This window comes from Priestia sp. FSL W8-0001 (assembly GCF_038050335.1).
GTDB lineage: Bacteria > Bacillota > Bacilli > Bacillales > Bacillaceae_H > Priestia > Priestia flexa.
The window spans coordinates 3,282,718-3,299,209 of the sequence record NZ_JBBPAL010000001.1; the positions used below are offsets into that span (position 1 = coordinate 3,282,718).

At 38.8% G+C, this 16,492-nt stretch carries 16 protein-coding genes and 1 other annotated feature; of the genes, 1 reads left to right on the top strand and 15 read right to left on the bottom strand.

Annotated elements, in window-relative coordinates; all coding sequences use genetic code 11:
- Position 1: 1 nt before the first annotated feature.
- The 14 genes from MKZ18_RS17410 to cymR all read right to left on the bottom strand — a co-directional run bounded on the left by MKZ18_RS17410 (position 2) and on the right by cymR (position 14,028).
- Complete coding sequence (locus MKZ18_RS17410) at positions 2-652, bottom strand: O-methyltransferase (RefSeq protein ID WP_061784997.1); 651 nt, start codon at positions 650-652, stop codon at positions 2-4.
- 318 nt (positions 653-970) lie between these two features.
- On the bottom strand, positions 971-2,071 hold the full coding sequence (gene mltG / locus MKZ18_RS17415) for an endolytic transglycosylase MltG (protein ID WP_061784996.1): 1,101 nt from the start codon (positions 2,069-2,071) through the stop codon (positions 971-973).
- Positions 2,072-2,257: 186 nt separating this feature from the next.
- Positions 2,258-2,551, bottom strand: coding sequence for a DUF1292 domain-containing protein (locus MKZ18_RS17420; protein WP_256993314.1), 294 nt, complete (start codon positions 2,549-2,551; stop codon positions 2,258-2,260).
- A 115-nt stretch (positions 2,552-2,666) separates the two neighbouring features.
- Positions 2,667-3,083, bottom strand: coding sequence for a Holliday junction resolvase RuvX (gene ruvX, locus MKZ18_RS17425; protein WP_025911713.1), 417 nt, complete (start codon positions 3,081-3,083; stop codon positions 2,667-2,669).
- A complete protein-coding gene (locus MKZ18_RS17430) occupies positions 3,084-3,353 on the bottom strand; it encodes an IreB family regulatory phosphoprotein (RefSeq protein ID WP_025911714.1) in 270 nt (89 codons plus the stop codon).
- An 84-nt stretch (positions 3,354-3,437) separates the two neighbouring features.
- Entirely contained in the window at positions 3,438-6,071 is a 2,634-nt protein-coding gene (gene alaS / locus MKZ18_RS17435; protein WP_061784995.1) for an alanine--tRNA ligase, read from the bottom strand.
- A gap of 133 nt (positions 6,072-6,204) precedes the next feature.
- Positions 6,205-6,418: a binding site (T-box leader), on the bottom strand.
- Positions 6,419-6,469: 51 nt separating this feature from the next.
- The gene (locus MKZ18_RS17440) at positions 6,470-7,534 is read right to left on the bottom strand and encodes an AI-2E family transporter (RefSeq protein WP_445936767.1); all 1,065 of its coding nucleotides are present in this window, start codon (positions 7,532-7,534) and stop codon (positions 6,470-6,472) included.
- A 127-nt stretch (positions 7,535-7,661) separates the two neighbouring features.
- The gene (locus MKZ18_RS17445; RefSeq protein ID WP_076512682.1) at positions 7,662-7,796 is read right to left on the bottom strand and encodes a YrzQ family protein; all 135 of its coding nucleotides are present in this window, start codon (positions 7,794-7,796) and stop codon (positions 7,662-7,664) included.
- 21 nt (positions 7,797-7,817) lie between these two features.
- Positions 7,818-8,009 (bottom strand): hypothetical protein, encoded by a 192-nt coding sequence (locus MKZ18_RS17450; RefSeq protein WP_025911719.1) that lies wholly within the window; start codon positions 8,007-8,009, stop codon positions 7,818-7,820.
- A gap of 129 nt (positions 8,010-8,138) precedes the next feature.
- Positions 8,139-10,502 (bottom strand): SF1B family DNA helicase RecD2, encoded by a 2,364-nt coding sequence (gene recD2, locus MKZ18_RS17455; protein ID WP_061784994.1) that lies wholly within the window; start codon positions 10,500-10,502, stop codon positions 8,139-8,141.
- Between the two features lie 28 nt (positions 10,503-10,530).
- The gene (locus tag MKZ18_RS17460) at positions 10,531-11,190 is read right to left on the bottom strand and encodes a tetratricopeptide repeat protein (RefSeq protein WP_025911721.1); all 660 of its coding nucleotides are present in this window, start codon (positions 11,188-11,190) and stop codon (positions 10,531-10,533) included.
- A 111-nt stretch (positions 11,191-11,301) separates the two neighbouring features.
- Positions 11,302-12,414 carry a tRNA 2-thiouridine(34) synthase MnmA gene (gene mnmA, locus MKZ18_RS17465; protein ID WP_061784993.1) on the bottom strand — a complete coding sequence of 371 codons (1,113 nt, stop codon included), beginning with the start codon at positions 12,412-12,414 and terminating at the stop codon, positions 11,302-11,304.
- A 28-nt stretch (positions 12,415-12,442) separates the two neighbouring features.
- The gene (locus MKZ18_RS17470) at positions 12,443-13,585 is read right to left on the bottom strand and encodes a cysteine desulfurase family protein (RefSeq protein WP_061784992.1); all 1,143 of its coding nucleotides are present in this window, start codon (positions 13,583-13,585) and stop codon (positions 12,443-12,445) included.
- Between the two features lie 26 nt (positions 13,586-13,611).
- A complete protein-coding gene (gene cymR / locus MKZ18_RS17475) occupies positions 13,612-14,028 on the bottom strand; it encodes a cysteine metabolism transcriptional regulator CymR (protein WP_025911725.1) in 417 nt (138 codons plus the stop codon).
- A gap of 201 nt (positions 14,029-14,229) precedes the next feature.
- Between cymR and MKZ18_RS17480 the strand changes: the two genes are divergently transcribed.
- A complete protein-coding gene (locus tag MKZ18_RS17480; RefSeq protein ID WP_061784991.1) occupies positions 14,230-15,495 on the top strand; it encodes a replication-associated recombination protein A in 1,266 nt (421 codons plus the stop codon).
- Between the two features lie 81 nt (positions 15,496-15,576).
- Here MKZ18_RS17480 and MKZ18_RS17485 read toward each other — a convergent pair whose 3' ends face one another.
- Positions 15,577-16,344 (bottom strand): tRNA threonylcarbamoyladenosine dehydratase, encoded by a 768-nt coding sequence (locus MKZ18_RS17485; protein ID WP_025911728.1) that lies wholly within the window; start codon positions 16,342-16,344, stop codon positions 15,577-15,579.
- Between the last annotated feature and the right edge of the window lie 148 nt (positions 16,345-16,492).

Here is a 16,492-nt window from a genome sequence, read left to right on the forward strand (position 1 = left end):
GTCAATCACCTCTTTTTATACTAATTGCAATTCCATCCCCAATTGGTAAAATGGTGGTTTGGAAATCTGGATGTTTCATTAGCCATACGTTGTATGCATCAATTTTTTTAATTAAACTTCGCTTACGGCGCGTTTCAATCTGCGATAAATCGGTTCCTACGTGCCCCTTGAATAAAATATTATCTGAAATGATAATACCTTTTTTATTTACTAATGGTGCATAATGCTCAAAGAAGCGCTGATATTGTCCTTTGGCAGCATCAATAAATACGGCATCGTAAGGGCCATTTTGTTCAATGTCTGCTTGAAGTTCTAAAGCATCTCCAAACAAGGTTTTAATCTGCTCTTTCTTTTCAGCTCGATTAATGAAGAACTGAGCTTGTTTATACCGATCTTCATTACGTTCCACCGTAACGATTTTAGCATTTGGTAATGCTTCAGCCATACGAATAGCAGAATAGCCGATGGCTGTCCCAATTTCTAATATATGTGCTGGCTGATGAAGGCGAAGAATTTGAAGCAATGCTTCAATTCCGATGAGTTCCATAATTGGTACTACATGTTCTTTTGCATAGTTCTCCATCTCTTCAACAAGCTCTGTACGCTTAGGAATAAGGTTTTCTACATACTGTTCAACATTTTGTAAAAGCAAAACACTTCCTCCGTTCAAAGAAGTATGTTTGACGTTAGTCAAAAGCGGTTATATATAGTTTGACTCACTAAATAAACGTGACTAAAGCTCAAAAAAAACCTTAGCTAACATGTACTAACGCACAAAATATACAACTAGTCTATTATAAGTGGTTTTTTTCTGAACGTAAACCCGATATATTTTAACATAAAAGTAGAGCAGATGCCAAAAAGTCGAATCAATTTTTTAAAGCTATCCACACAATTTTATAACTAAAACCCCCTTTATCTTTAAAAGTAAAGGGGGTTTTAAACGCTTAATTAACGGTTACTATTGCTTTTATTTCTTATCTTCTTCACGAGGCCCTGTGATATGAGTCGCTTTTTCTTGGTTATGCTCATCAAGTGTTTTGGTAAAGATGACTTCTCCATCTTTATTCGCTAAGAAATAGAGGTAATCGGTATCAGCGGGTTCCAAAGCTGCTTTAATAGACATTAAGCCTGAGTTTGCAATCGGTCCTGGTGTAAGTCCTTTCTCTCGGTACGTATTGTAAGGCGAGTCTACTTCTAAATCTTTATAGTAGACTCGCTCACGATGCTCACCTAAAGCATATAACACCGTTGGATCCGTCTGTAATGGCATATCCTCTTCAATACGATTATAAAACACGCTTGCGATTTTCTCACGATCCACCTGTTCCGTTGCTTCTTCTTCAATTAAAGAAGCCATCGTTAAAAGCTTATGAGCCGTATATTTTTTGCTCTTCATTTCCTTTTGATATTGAGCTAAAACGCCGTTCGTTTTACCAATCATTTTATCTAAAATGACTTCAAGCGAAACAGTTGAATCATAGTGATCGTAAGTAGCAGGATATAAATACCCTTCTAAAGGATGCTTAATGTCCTTATTAAACACTTCATCCGTCACAAGATCTGGGTATTTCTTCTTCATCTTCTCAATAAAAGCAGGGTCATCTAAAGTATTCATTACTTCTTCTTCCGTGTAGTTTGTTCGATTTGCAATAATTGTAGCAATTTCATCAAGCTGACGGCCTTCTGGAATTGCTAAGCGAACATCCGGATTCTTCGATACATCTCCTGTTTCCATCATATCGACCATCTCACTTAAGCTCATGGAAGGAGAGAAAGTGTATGTTCCAGCCTGAAATCCTGATACGCTAGACATTTTAATATAGTATCGAAAAGCACTTTCACTTTTAATTAGATTTTCTTCTTTTAACAACGTTCCAATCGACCGGACTGAAGAACCTTGCGGAATCGTTATATTTACTTTTTTACTACTGTTTTTATCAACGGGTTGTACAAATGATTGAGCATAAAAAACGCCTCCACCAATAAGTACGGCTAAAAGAATTATTGTCACAATGATAATTTTTTTTCGTTTATTTTTTTTAGGTGTAAAAAAAGATTGGTGCGACAAGTTGCATCCTCCTCTCATACGCACGCACTATTATACTACAATTTATCTCATTTTTCGTCATTATCATACAAGACCGCCTATAAAAGCAAGTGAAAAGACATGTCCTCATTAGGATAGACAGTAAAGATTTAAATTATTTGAAAAATAAACCATAAAAAAAGTTGGTAGCTCTCGCCACCAACTTTTTTATTCGCCTTCTTCTTCGTCAAGGAATGTGTTAACCATTTCCTCAACCATATCCCATTCTTCTTCTGTCTCGATTGGTTGAAGTTCACCATCTTCACCATTTTCGCTTGGTGTGAAAGCAGACGCATGAATTTCAATTTCTTCATCGTCATTTTCATCTGCACCAATTGGATAATAAATTACATAAGATTTACCATATTCTTCAGAATCAAATGTGAATAAAATCTCACATAATTGCTCGTTACCACTTTCGTCTACGATTGTAATTTTTCCTTCTTCTGTCATGTTCGACACCTCATTTTCCAGCTAGTTACTAGCAATTTTATGGCAAGTTGAAAGCCCTAGCTTCTTATCAAATTAGACTCTTTTTATCGAGGATAACCGTGCAGAAGCTAAGCTACAATCAACTTTATTGTTTGCTGTCTAAGTATCCTTGAAGAATCATAACAGCCGCCATCTTATCAATGACTTTTTTACGCTTTTTACGACTAACATCAGCTGAAAGTAAAACACGCTCTGCAGCCATTGTCGATAAGCGTTCATCCCACATCATCGTTTCGATGTTTAGATCCTTCTTTAGTTCCTCTGCAAATTGAAGACAAGCTTCACCGCGAGGACCAATTGTGCCATTCATATTTTTTGGTAGGCCAACAATGACTTTTTCAACTGAATATTCATCAATTAATTGCTGTAATCGAGGATAAGACTCCTTCATTTGCTCATCGGCAATTTTAATCGTCTCAATCCCTTGGGCTGTCCAGCCCATTTCATCGCTTACAGCTACGCCAATTGTCTTCGTGCCAACATCTAATCCTAATACGCGCATTTATGAATCCTTTCGATGCTGTTGTAAATAAGATTTCACAAGTTCTTCAATGAGCTCGTCTCTCTCTAATTGGCGAATTGTGTTTCGCGCATCATTATGACGAGGAATGTAAGCAGGATCTCCTGATAGCAAATATCCAACGATTTGGTTAATCGGGTTATATCCTTTTTCTTTCAATGCCTCATAAACCGTAAATAAAACCTCATGGACGCTTGTTTCAGCTGGCTCATCTTGAAAATTGAATTGCATTGTTTTATCAAATGAACTCATTTTCCCACCTCACTCGTTTAATTTGTGAGCACATTATGAATCATGTTAAGTCTTACTTCTATTGTACACCAAGAAAGAGGAGAATTAAACGGATTTAACCCATTCTTCTACAATCTTCAATGCATTTTCAATTTGGTTCGGATCTTTTCCACCTGCTTGAGCCATATCTGGACGACCACCGCCGCCACCGCCACAAATTGTTGCCACTTCTTTTACAATCTTACCTGCATGATGACCGTTTGCAATTAAATCTTTTGTCACTCCTGCAACGATATTTACTTTTTCACCTTGAGGTGCAGCTAGTACAATAACTGCTGAGCCAAGCTTTTGCTTTAAGTCATCTACCATTGAACGAAGGTTGTTCATATCCGTTGCGTTTACTTTTTCTGCTAAGACGCTCACACCGTTTACGTCTTTCACGCGGTCGATTAGATTGCCTGCCTCAATATTCCCTAGCTTCGTTGCTAATGACTCATTTTCACGATGAAGTTGGCGAATTTCTTCTAGTAAGCCTTCCACACGACCAACAAGATCTCGAGGGTTCGCTTTTGCTTTTGCTGCTGCTTCTTTTAACAGTGTTACTTGGTCATTCATCAACTGATAAGCTGCTTTTCCAGTTACGGCTTCAATACGGCGTGTTCCAGCTCCAATTCCTGATTCTGATACAATCTTAAATAAGCCGATTTCAGACGTATTAGCAACGTGGCAACCACCACAAAGCTCTAAGCTATAGCTTCCAACCTGAACAACGCGAACGATATCGCCATACTTCTCACCAAACAGCGCCATTGCACCCATTGCTTTTGCTTCATCAATTGCTTTATTTTCAATATTTACGGAAATGTTTTCCCAAATTTTTTCGTTTACAATCGTTTCAATCTTTTCAATTTCTTCCGCTGTTATTTGTCCAAAATGAGAGAAATCAAAACGTAAGCGATCTGGAGTTACTAATGAACCAGCTTGGTTAACATGCATTCCTAACGTATCTTTTAATGCTTGGTGAAGCAGGTGAGTTGCCGTATGGTTTTTCACGATTGCATCACGCTTTTTCCCGTTAATTGTCGCTGTGTAAGTTTCGCCCTTTACAAGCTCTCCGCTTCTTACTTCTACAGTGTGCACGTTCTGGCCATTCGGTGCCTTTTGCACATCTTTAACTGCTGCAACAGATGTGGCATTTGAGATTTCACCTTGGTCAGCAATTTGTCCACCGCTCTCAGCATAGAATGGCGTTTGCTTTAAAATAACCTGTGCTTCTTGACCTTCCGTTACTTTATCAACAAGTTCTCCATGTAAGATAATAGCTTCAATGAACGTTTCCACTTCGTCTTTATCGTAGCCGACAAACTCACTTTCAACTGTTAACTCGCCTAATACCCCACCTTGAACTTGCATAGAGCTAGAATCTTGGCGAGCTGCTCTTGCACGCTCACGTTGACCTTCCATCTCGCTTTCAAATCCGTCATGATCTATTTTCATCTTTTCATCTTCTGCATATTCTTCCGTTAACTCAACTGGGAAGCCATATGTATCATATAATCGGAATACATCTTCACCAGAAATTGTATCACTGCCTTGGTCTTTTGCTTTTTTAATCATTGTTGCTAAAATAGCAAGACCCTCGTTTAACGTTTCGTGAAAACGCTCTTCCTCGTTTTTCACAACGCGCTGAATGAAGTCTGTTTTGTCTTTCACTTCTGGGTAGAAATCAACCATAATCTCACCCACAACAGGTACTAGCTCGTACATAAACGGACGATTGATGCCTAGTTTTTTTGCATAGCGTACAGCACGACGTAATAAACGGCGCAGTACATATCCACGACCTTCATTGGATGGAAGAGCTCCGTCTCCAACAGCAAATGTCACCGTACGAATATGGTCAGCAATTACTTTAAATGCAACGTCTTTTTCATCTTCTGTGCGGTATTTAGCACCTGAGATGTTTTCAGTTGCTTCAATAATTGGCATGAATAAGTCTGTATCAAAGTTTGTCGGTACATCTTGAATAACCGACACCATACGCTCTAGTCCCATTCCTGTATCAATGTTCTTCTTTGGTAGTGGTGTATAGGTATGATCAGGGTTATGGTTAAATTGAGAAAATACTAAATTCCAGATTTCTAAATAGCGCTCGTTTTCTCCACCAGGGTATAGCTCAGGGTCAGTTAAGTCGTTTCCATAAGCTTCACCACGGTCATAAAAAATCTCTGTATTCGGTCCACTTGGCCCTTCACCAATATCCCAGAAGTTACCTTCTAAACGAATAATGCGCTCTTTTGGAACTCCAATTTTTTCGTTCCAAAGCTTGAATGCTTCTTCATCTTCTGGGTGAATAGTGACAGATAATTTTTCAGGATCAAAGCCAATCCATTTATCGCTCGTTAAGAACTCCCAAGCCCAGTCGATTGCTTCTTCTTTAAAATATTCACCGATTGAAAAGTTACCTAACATTTCAAAGAACGTATGGTGACGCGCTGTTTTACCAACGTTTTCAATATCATTTGTACGAATTGATTTTTGAGCATTACAAATACGTGGGTTTTGTGGAATAACGCGTCCGTCAAAGTATTTCTTTAGCGTCGCAACACCACTGTTAATCCATAAAAGAGATGGATCTTCATGAGGTACAAGAGAAGCGCTCGGCTCTACATCATGACCTTTTTCTTTAAAGAAATCTAAGTACATTTGACGCACTTGTGCAGATGTTAACTTTTTCATGATTGGTTCCTCCTTTAGAACTCTTCATTATTTATAGACAAAAACATAATGACCTAAAAGCAGCTTGCTTCATTACGCACAATACAATAGGGAGTTTTAGAAATTTGCACACAAAAAAACTCTCATCCCAAAAAGCAGGGACGAGAGTTTAGCTCGCGGTACCACCCTGATTATGAACATGTTAGAATGTTCATCACCTTCATCGCATTAACGCTGCTAAAACGGCAGGGTTTTCCTGCACTCAGGACTAGCATTCAGCTATTCTTTGTATCGCACCTCTTTCAGCCTTGGAAGTGCTTCTCTTATATACCAGTGTACAGCTTACTTGGTTCCTTCATTGTATTGTTTACTATGTAACGTTTTCTATGGCGATATTATGACAAATTCGGGTTGCTTTGTCAATGTTTCAAGGTATGCCCTCGCACATGTAAAATCGAAATTTTTACAATAGCTAAAATAGGAACAGCAATAATTAGCCCAAACACCCCTCCAAATTCTCCCCCAAGCAAAAGCGCTAAGATAATAAAAAGAGGGTGGATATGCAAGCTTTTCCCTACGATTAGAGGAGATAGAATATTCCCTTCTAGAAATTGAAGTACAAAGATAATGACGACAACAATTAATACGAGCTTCACAGAAACTGTCATGGAGAGAATTGCCGCTGGTACTGCTCCAATAATGGGACCGAAATACGGAATAATATTCGTAATGCCTATGATTATCCCAAGCAAAAGCGCATACGGTACGTTAAAAAACCAAAATGTAGTCGTAGCAATAGCGCCTATGATGAGACAAACAAAAAACTGTCCTCTAAGGTAGCTTCCCAATGACAAGTTTACATCATGTAAAAAATGCTTCCCTTCTTCATGCCATTTCTTTGGCACAATATATGCGACAGCTTTTCGAACAAGGCCGAAGTCTTTTAGCAAGTAAAACACAATAAACGGAATAATAATGAGAATTAAAAATGAATTGACAATGGACTTAACCCCCTCCATCACTCGCAATAACCATGTGTTAACAGTTTGCTCTAAATCAACGATACTCTGCTCAATTTTTTCATGAACTCCGTTTGGTAGTGTTGAGGTACGATCATGAATTTCATGCACCCATCCCTTATACATCTCCGTAAGCTCAGGCAGCTGTTCATTTAATTCTTTTAGCTGAATAACGAAAAGAGGAAACCCTTTATAAATACCATAACCTATTCCACCAAAGAAAATGAGATAAATTAGTAAAATGGCAAGAGGTCGTGGAACACCTTTTTCATGCGTTTTCTCTACAATTGGATGAAGTAAATATGTAATAAAGGCAGCAATAAAAAAAGGCAGCATTGCTTTAAAAAACATCTCAAGAAATGGTAGCCAAACAAACTTTATTTTAAATAAAAGTAAAATACAAAGCAGTGCTAGCAAAAAAATCCCCAAACGATAAAACCATTTAATCGGTACCTCTTTCACAATAAACTCCTCCTCATCTTTATTTTTCAACAAAGAAAAGAGTTTATTCATGATGTTTTTTTAGATAACTTCCCATGAGAAAAAGCCCTTGCTAAGCAAGAGCTTTTTTGTAAAGAGACCAACAATGATTTTAGTGCATTGCTTTCATAACACGCTTGCGCATTTTTTTCATATTGCGCTTTGTGAACATCTCTCGGTCACCTGCCATTTTGAACGCATATGCCCCTAGACCAAAAGCAACTACTGACGGAATAATTCGATTCATCGCAAAGCCCCCCTAAATGAGTTAAAAATTCATTGTACGCTCATCCTCTGAAAACAAATCATCCAATGAGCTTAACGTGCCATCCTCTTCTACTTGGTGGGTATTAATTTGTCCTTTTGAAATCGTCATCTCAATAAAACAATTCCAGCAATAATATTGATTAACCCCAATTTTACCAACATCAATACTTTTACAGTTTGGACACTTTAACAAAGTGAACACCTCTTTTATACGTTCGTTTATAAAACGTATTCTGTCCACTTTTTACCATGTCCATACCTAAACACCAGGCTAGGAGGAGGGAATTAAGCAATGCTTAATTCTTTTGTAGGTTGCGATATCTTACATAAAATCATACGGCGTAAGGTTTTCCATGCCAATATTTGCATCTTTCATAAATGGCACCTCAGGATCTTCTAACTCATCAACTAATTGCTCTTTGAGAAGGGCTTGTAGATTGGTCTGTCGAATGCTGTCTTCGTTACGATTTACGCCAATTTGAAACGCTTCTTCTTCACCACATAAGATCAAGAACTGCTTGCTCCGCGTAACGGCAGTATAAAGCAGGTTCCGTCGGAGCATGCGATAATAACTTTTCACAATAGGCAACACCACAATCGGAAACTCGCTTCCTTGTGATTTATGAATAGAGCAGCAGTACGCATGCGTAATCTGATTAAAGTCTTGTTTCGTATAGGTTACTTCATTTCCTTCGAATGAAATAACAAGCATATCCTGCTTTTCCGTGTTTTCCTTTGCGAAAAAAACAGACACAATCTCACCCATATCTCCATTAAAAACATTACTATCAGGTTGATTTACAAGCTGAAGTACCTTATCGCCTACACGATATGTTACATCTCCGTGCTTTAACTCTCTCCGCTGTTGAGAGGCTGGATTAAATAATTCTTGCAGTACTTCATTCATTTTATCAATCCCCGCCGGACCTTTATACATTGGAGCCAGCACTTGAATATCTTTAGCCGTATAGCCTTTTTTTACAGCATTGCCGCACACTTGTTTGACAACATCTGTAATTTGCGCTCCGTAACAACGAATAAAGGAACGATCGCCTTGCTGATTAGTCAAATCGGATGGAAGACGTCCTTTTTTAATTTCATGAGCCAAATCAATGATAGATGAGCCTTCTTCTTGGCGATATACATCTGTTAATCGTACGGTAGGAACAGCTTCAGAATGTAATAAATCTTTCAACACCTGACCAGGACCAACTGAAGGTAATTGATCTTCATCACCTACAAGCACTACTTGGATGCTAGCTGGAAGTGATTTAAAGAGCTGGTGAGCAAGCCATAAATCTACCATAGAGACCTCGTCCACAATCAGTAACTTACCATTGATTGGATTTTCTTCATTGTGGTCAAACCCTTCTTGTCCATTCCACTTTAAAAGTCTGTGGATTGTCACCGCTGGCAGTCCAGTAGCCTCGCTCATCCGTTTAGCAGCTCGACCTGTAGGAGCGACAAGCAGCACTGGAAATCCTTCGTCTTTTTTATAATCCCCTGGATTTAGCGAACAGCCATGAAGCTCTGCATAAAGTTCAACAATTCCCTTTATAACTGTTGTTTTACCGGTACCTGGTCCTCCTGTAAGCAAAAGCATTGGGGATAAAAGCGCTTTTTGAATTCCTTCTCTTTGCGAAGGTGCATACTGCACGCCTAGACGCTCTTCTAACTCCCCTAGAGCTAGAAGAAATTCTGATTCAGGAAATTGCTCTTCATACTCTGTTTGAGCCATTAGCTTACCAATCGCTTTAACGACTCCTTTTTCAGCATAAAAAAGCGGTGGGAAGTACATTTTATCGTCATCAATAATAATTTTTTTCTCTTCTTTTAGTGCATCAATCTCTCGTATAATATCCATTTCTGATAACGGTTCTTGACGACTTTTTTGTAACAGCTCTCCCGTTTTCTGATACAATTGCTCTGCTTTCACGTAGACGTGTCCCATTTGATTGCATTCATGCTCGATAACGTATAAAATTCCAGCTCGAAGCCGGTTAGGATGGTTGGTTGCTAACCCTAGCTTCCTTCCTAATTCATCCGCTCGGTTAAAGCCGATTCCTTGAACATCTTCAACAAGCTGATAGGGGTTTGTTTGAATCACTTCTAGCGCCTCTTGTTTATAAGCTTGGAAAATTTTCATGGAAAGCTGCGGACCAAATCCCAAATCTGTCAGCTTAACCATTACTTCTTCTAACCCCTGGTGCTCTCGCAGCTGAACGATTAGCTTTTCTGCTTTATCAGCAGATAGCCTAGACACCTTTTTCAATACCGCAGGGTCTTGTAGCATTCGATAAATTGCACGTTCACCAAGTGCTTCTACAATATTTTCTGCGGTTTTTTTACCAATACCGTTAAAGAGATCACTTGATAAGTACTGAATGACCCCTTGTTTTGACTGGGGAAGCTCTTTTTTAAATTGCTCTACTTGAAACTGAAGGCCAAATTTCGGATGCTCTTTAAAGTTTCCAATAAAAGTGTAAAGTTCATCTTCGTTCAAACGGGGGAAATATCCCGTAACAATCGCTTCTTTATCGTCCATGGATACATTTGTTTCTTTTATTCTAATTCTTGTTACGTTATACAAATTTTCTTCATTATGAAAGACCGTGACAATTGCCGTGCCTTTTATGTACGTTTTTTCTTCATCGGGTTGTAAAGGGTTTAGAACTTCCTCACTCATACTATTCCCCCATTTTTACATTCACTTCTTAGTGTTCCATCATTGAAAGAACATTTTTACCATTTGCTGCCATATGATGATCTGGCTGGATTTGTAGCGCTTGATCAAACATTGAGATAGCCTTATCCTTATCATCTTTCATCGCATAAGCTACTCCTAAATTGTAGTAAGCATCAGCATGCTCCTCGTCTTCTTGGACAACGCGCAGTAACTCCTCTACCGCTTCATCTACCATTTCTAGCTGAGCTAAACAAAGTCCAAGCTGAAATCTTGCTTCTGTATCGTGTTCATTAAGCTCTACTGCTCGTTTTAAATATGGTAGAGCATACGTTATTTGTTCTAAATGAAATAGTGTTAAACCGAGCATAAAATGCACATCTGACGAATTTAAGCCCTTTTTAATAGCTAGATCAAAATAATGCTTCGCTTGTTCTAACTGTTCAAGGTTAAAATATACGTTGCCAGCACCGTAGTAAGCCGTTGCTGTTTCCTCATCAATTTCAATGGCACGTTCATAAAATTTTAGCGCACGATCTGTTTCGCTAACCGCGGCTAAAAGGTTACCAAAGTTCACGTATACAACCGGGTCTTTGGGATTTTCTTCGATTGCTTCTGAAAATGTTTTTGCTGCTTCTTCAAATTTTCCATCTTGCATATATTGAATACCTAATTGATTTTTATCTGTCATTTTTCACTCCACCGTTGTTTTTTATTAGTTTATCCGATTACTAGTAGTATATCATAACAAAACCCCCGCTCTACAGAGCCGAGGTTTTGTTAAAAAGCCCTTGGATTCGTATTATACGTACCAAAGCTGCTCTTCATCTTTATATACATTATCAATTGTAGCTCCACCTAGACACTCTTCACCGTTATAGAATACGACAGCTTGTCCTGGCGTTACGGCACGAACTGGGTTCTTAAAAAGAACTTTAACCGTATTTTCATCTAGCTTCTCAACTGTTACTTCATTATCTTCTTGGCGGTAACGGAATTTAGCTGTGCAAGAAAGCGGTTCGTTCCATTCACGATCGCTTACCCAGCTAACGTTAGTTGCCGTAATAGAAGTTGAGTATAACAGCTCATTATGAAATCCTTGGTCGACATAAAGAACGTTTTTCTCTAGATCTTTACCAACAGCAAACCAAGGTTCTCCGCTTCCACCAATTCCAAGTCCGTGACGTTGGCCGATTGTATAATACATCAGGCCGTCATGGTTTCCTTTTACTTCACCATCTAACGTTTGCATAAGACCAGGCTGAGCTGGAAGGTACTGACTTAAAAACTGTTTAAAATTACGTTCTCCAATAAAACAAATGCCTGTGCTATCTTTCTTAGTAGCTGTCGCAAGTCCCGCTTCTTTCGCAATCTCACGCACTTTGGATTTTTCAATTCCTCCAAGTGGGAACATAACTTTTGATAGCTGTTCTTGACCAAGCTGGTTTAAGAAATACGTTTGGTCTTTATTATTGTCTACTCCTCGAAGCATTTTGTACTCGCCATCACGATACGCCACTTGCGCGTAGTGCCCTGTTGCTAAATAGTCTGCACCAAGCGTCATCGCATGTTCTAAAAATGCTTTAAATTTAATTTCTTTATTACACATAACATCAGGATTTGGCGTACGCCCTGCTTTGTACTCATCAAGGAAATACGTAAATACTTTATCCCAATATTGTTTTTCAAAGTTGACTGCATAGTAAGGTATACCGATTTGATTACATACGCGAATGACGTCATTGTAATCTTCTGTTGCTGTACATACGCCATTTTCATCCGTATCATCCCAGTTTTTCATGAAGATTCCAACTACATCATAACCTTGTTGTTTTAATAACAGAGCAGCGACTGAAGAGTCTACTCCTCCACTCATTCCAACAACAACACGCGTATCTTTTGGTGCTTTCGTCAACTTAGTCACCTCCAATAAACGTGTTCTTTTATTTTGCCAATCGCTTTACGATTGTTGCTGTTTTACGAGCTAATTCTTCTATTTGCTCCATTGTATTACCCAACCCAAAACTGAAGCGAATTGATGAAGTAATACGGTTAGAGTCCTTGCCAAACATGGCAACAAGTACGTGAGACGGATCTACAGCTCCTGCTGTACAAGCTGATCCGCTTGATGCAGCAATACCTGCTAAATCCAAATTCACAAGCATAGATTCAACGTTTACACCTTTGAAAGAAAGATTTAGTATATGTGGTAAAGAATACTCGACATTTCCGTTTATATCAAACGATACTTGCTCTTCTTCCAATACCTGTATCATTCGTTCTTTAAACTGCTTATATTGAGCTGCACGTTCTTTTAATGATTCTTGCGCAATGCGAACAGCTTGTTCAAATCCGACAATGCTTGCCATGTTCTCTGTACCTGCTCTGCGCTTTCTCTCTTGCTCTCCTCCAAATAAAAGTGGCGAAAGCGTAACGTGTGGAGCAGCATATAAAAAGCCAATCCCTTTTGGTCCGTTAACTTTATGAGAAGAAACGGAGAGAAGATCGACACCTAATTGTTGCACATTTAATGAAATTAATCCATAAACTTGCACTGCATCCGTATGGAAATAAGCACCATATTCTTTTAACAAGGCACCAATTTCTGAAATTGGCTGGATTGTGCCAACCTCATTGTTGCCGTACATAACTGAAACTAAAATCGTTCTATCCGTTAAGGACCTCTTAATATCTTCAACCGACACACGTCCAGTTTCATCAACCGGTAGATACGTCACTTCAAAACCTTGTTCTTCTAGAAACTGACAAGTATGCAACACAGCATGATGCTCAATAGATGTCGTAATAATATGATTGCCACGATGTTTATTCGCAAGCGCAACACCAATCAGCGCCATGTTGTCTGCTTCCGTTCCACCGCTCGTGAAGATAATGTCATTTTCACGTGCTCCAATACTGCTGGCAATTGTTTGACGCGCTTCATCCAAATATCTGCGACTTTCTCGTCCGTAGTGATGAATGCTTGACGGATTCCCAAAATGCTCATGCATAAACGTCGTCATTTTTTCAACAACTGCTGGGTGTACAGGAGACGTTGCTGCATGGTCTACATAAATACGCTCCAACTAAAAACTCCTCCTAACTCAACCAATTAAATATAAAACATATATGATTCTTCTTCATCACCTGAATGATTCGCTAAATCTTCAAGCGTTGTGCTATCTAACACTTCTTTAACTGCATCACGAATGCGAATCCACAGCTCTCTTTTAGCTGGCTCTTCGTCTTCCAATCCTTCTACTGGACTAATTGGTCCTTCCAGTACCGAAATAATGTCTCCTGCTGTAATATTGGTAGGTTCATGTGCTAAAATATAGCCACCGTACGCACCTCTGACGCTTTTTACAAGACCTGCATTACGAAGAGGCGAAATTAATTGCTCAAGATAATGTTCCGATAAGTCATGGTTTTGAGCGATTGTTTTTAATGAAATGGGACCTTCACCAAAGCGTTTTGCCAGTGCAATCATAATTGTTAAACCGTAGCGTCCTTTTGTCGAGATTTTCATTTTCTCCACTCCTTCTCATATCCATAAGGTGTTTATAATAGGTCGTTCATTATTCATTATTTCAAATTTAAATAGTCTATTTAAAAACGTTATACTGTTGACATTATATCATACTATCCCTATGAGAGAAATTTCAACACTTTTTTAGATATGATACAGTAAAATCAAACTATATATTTAATTCTAAAAGGAGGTCACTGCATGAATAATAACCCGCTTGCATTTCGCATGCGTCCTAAAGATATCAATGAAATTATTGGACAGCAGCATCTTGTTGGAAAAGACAAAATGATTTATCGAATGGTCAAAGCCAACCACCTAAGCTCAATGATTCTATACGGTCCGCCCGGTGTAGGGAAAACATCTATTGCTACAGCTATTGCTAAAACAACCAAAACAGCTTTTCGACAGCTAAATGCGGTTGTGAATAATAAAAAAGATATGGAAATTGTCGCCGAGGAAGCAAAAATGTCCGGGAAAGTAATTTTACTACTAGACGAAGTACATCGACTAGATAAAGGAAAACAAGACTTTTTACTTCCTTATCTAGAAAACGGACTCATTACGTTAATTGGTGCTACAACAAGCAACCCTTATCACGCTATTAACCCCGCAATTCGAAGCCGGTGTCAAATCTTTGAACTAAAATCGTTAGAGCCAGATGATATTGAACAAGCGCTGAACCGAGCACTGCATGATAAAGAACGCGGATATGGAAATCAAAATGTTCAGGTTGATCGTGATGCAATGCTTCATTTTACAACAAGCTGTAACGGTGATGTTCGTTCCGCGCTAAATGCCCTTGAGCTTGCTATTTTATCTACGGATGAAAATGAGGAAGGCGTCATCCATATCACGCTTGACATTGCCGAGCAGTGCTTGCAACAAAAATACTTTTCACACGATAAAGATGGAGATGCTCATTACGACGTACTTTCAGCATTTCAAAAATCCATTCGTGGAAGCGACGTAAACGCTGCGCTTCATTATTTAGGGAGACTGATTGAAGCTGGTGATTTAGTGAGTATTAACAGACGACTTTTAGTCATTGCGTACGAAGATGTTGGACTAGCAAGCCCTCAAGCCGGTGCAAGAACACTGTCTGCCATTGAATCAGCTGAGAGGCTAGGCTTTCCAGAAGCTCGTATACCATTAGCCAACGCTGTTATTGAACTTTGTTTATCTCCAAAGTCCAACTCAGCTTACAAAGCGCTTGACGCTGCTATTGCTGATATTAAAAAAGGTTTATCCGGGGACGTCCCAAACCATTTAAAAGACGGTCATTATAAAGGAGCAGCTAAGCTAGGGAGAGCACAGAATTATCAATACCCTCACGACTTTGAAAACGGCTGGGTTAAACAGCAATACCTTCCTGATAAAATAAAGAATAAACGCTATTATGAGCCAAAGAGAACAGGAAAATTCGAACAAGCATTGGCACAGGTTTATAAAAATTTATCTCCATGAAAAAAGCCCCAAAGAGGCAGTGCCTTAAAAAAGATAAAGGTAAACTTTATTTTTTAAGGCACTGCCTACTGGGGCTTTTTATTACTTATCGTCGCCAACACGCTTAATTGTTACGTCTGCTAGCAGTTCATTAATGACGTGTCCAGCCATGATTAAACCTGCAACAGAGGGAACAAATGCATTTGATGATGGTGGCATTTTGGCTTTGCGAATTTCCGCTGCATCGTTTCCTACTTCTTTACGGATTTCTTCACGAATGACGATTGGTCTTTCATCAGAAAAGACAACGTTAATTCCTTTGCGAACTCCTTCTTTACGAAGTCGCGTACGCACGACTTTCGCAATTGGGTCCGTATGAGTTTTTGAAATATCAGCAATTTTAAAGCGCGTTGGATCCATTTTATTAGCAGCGCCCATGCTTGAGATTATCGGGATATTTCGCTTTAAACACTCTTTCATTAAATGAATTTTATACGAAATAGTATCAGAAGCATCAACCACAAAATCAGGTTCATAGCTAAAAAACTGCTCATATGTTTCTTCTGTATAAAACATTTTTAACGAGATGACTTCACACTCAGGATTAATATCAAGAATTCGATCGCGCATTAAATCTGCCTTAGGTTTACCTACTGTTGATAATAAAGCATGAATTTGACGATTTACGTTTGTGATATCCACATCGTCTTTATCAACCAAAATTAATCGTCCAACACCTGAACGAGCAAGCGCCTCTGCCGAAAACGAACCAACGCCTCCAATTCCTAAAATAGCTACTGTACTCCCTTTTAAAGTTGCTAAGCCATCTTTCCCAATCGCTAGTTCATTACGTGAAAATTGATGCAACATTGTTTCAACACTCCGCCTTTCTATTTCAACACTTTTTAGTAGTGTATACTTTTCAAGTTTTTCTATCATCGCAAATGCTTGCATAATGATTTTATACGAATTAGACTATAACACACTTTTCTTCAAAAGCAAGCATGTCTATCGGTTT

Bases quoted from the DNA above. Each gene is read 5' to 3' on its own strand.
- ruvX (WP_025911713.1), bottom strand. From the start codon at position 3,083: ATGCGCGTATTAGGATTAGATGTTGGCACGAAGACAATTGGCGTAGCT.
- MKZ18_RS17430 (WP_025911714.1), bottom strand. From the start codon at position 3,353: ATGAGTTCATTTGATAAAACAATGCAATTCAATTTTCAAGATGAGCCA.
- alaS (WP_061784995.1), bottom strand. From the start codon at position 6,071: ATGAAAAAGTTAACATCTGCACAAGTGCGTCAAATGTACTTAGATTTC.
- MKZ18_RS17445 (WP_076512682.1), bottom strand. From the start codon at position 7,796: ATGAATCGAATTATTCCGTCAGTAGTTGCTTTTGGTCTAGGGGCATAT.
- recD2 (WP_061784994.1), bottom strand. From the start codon at position 10,502: ATGAGTGAGGAAGTTCTAAACCCTTTACAACCCGATGAAGAAAAAACG.
- MKZ18_RS17460 (WP_025911721.1), bottom strand. From the start codon at position 11,190: ATGACAGATAAAAATCAATTAGGTATTCAATATATGCAAGATGGAAAA.
- cymR (WP_025911725.1), bottom strand. From the start codon at position 14,028: ATGAAAATCTCGACAAAAGGACGCTACGGTTTAACAATTATGATTGCA.
- MKZ18_RS17480 (WP_061784991.1), top strand. From the start codon at position 14,230: ATGAATAATAACCCGCTTGCATTTCGCATGCGTCCTAAAGATATCAAT.
- MKZ18_RS17485 (WP_025911728.1), bottom strand. From the start codon at position 16,344: ATGTTGCATCAATTTTCACGTAATGAACTAGCGATTGGGAAAGATGGC.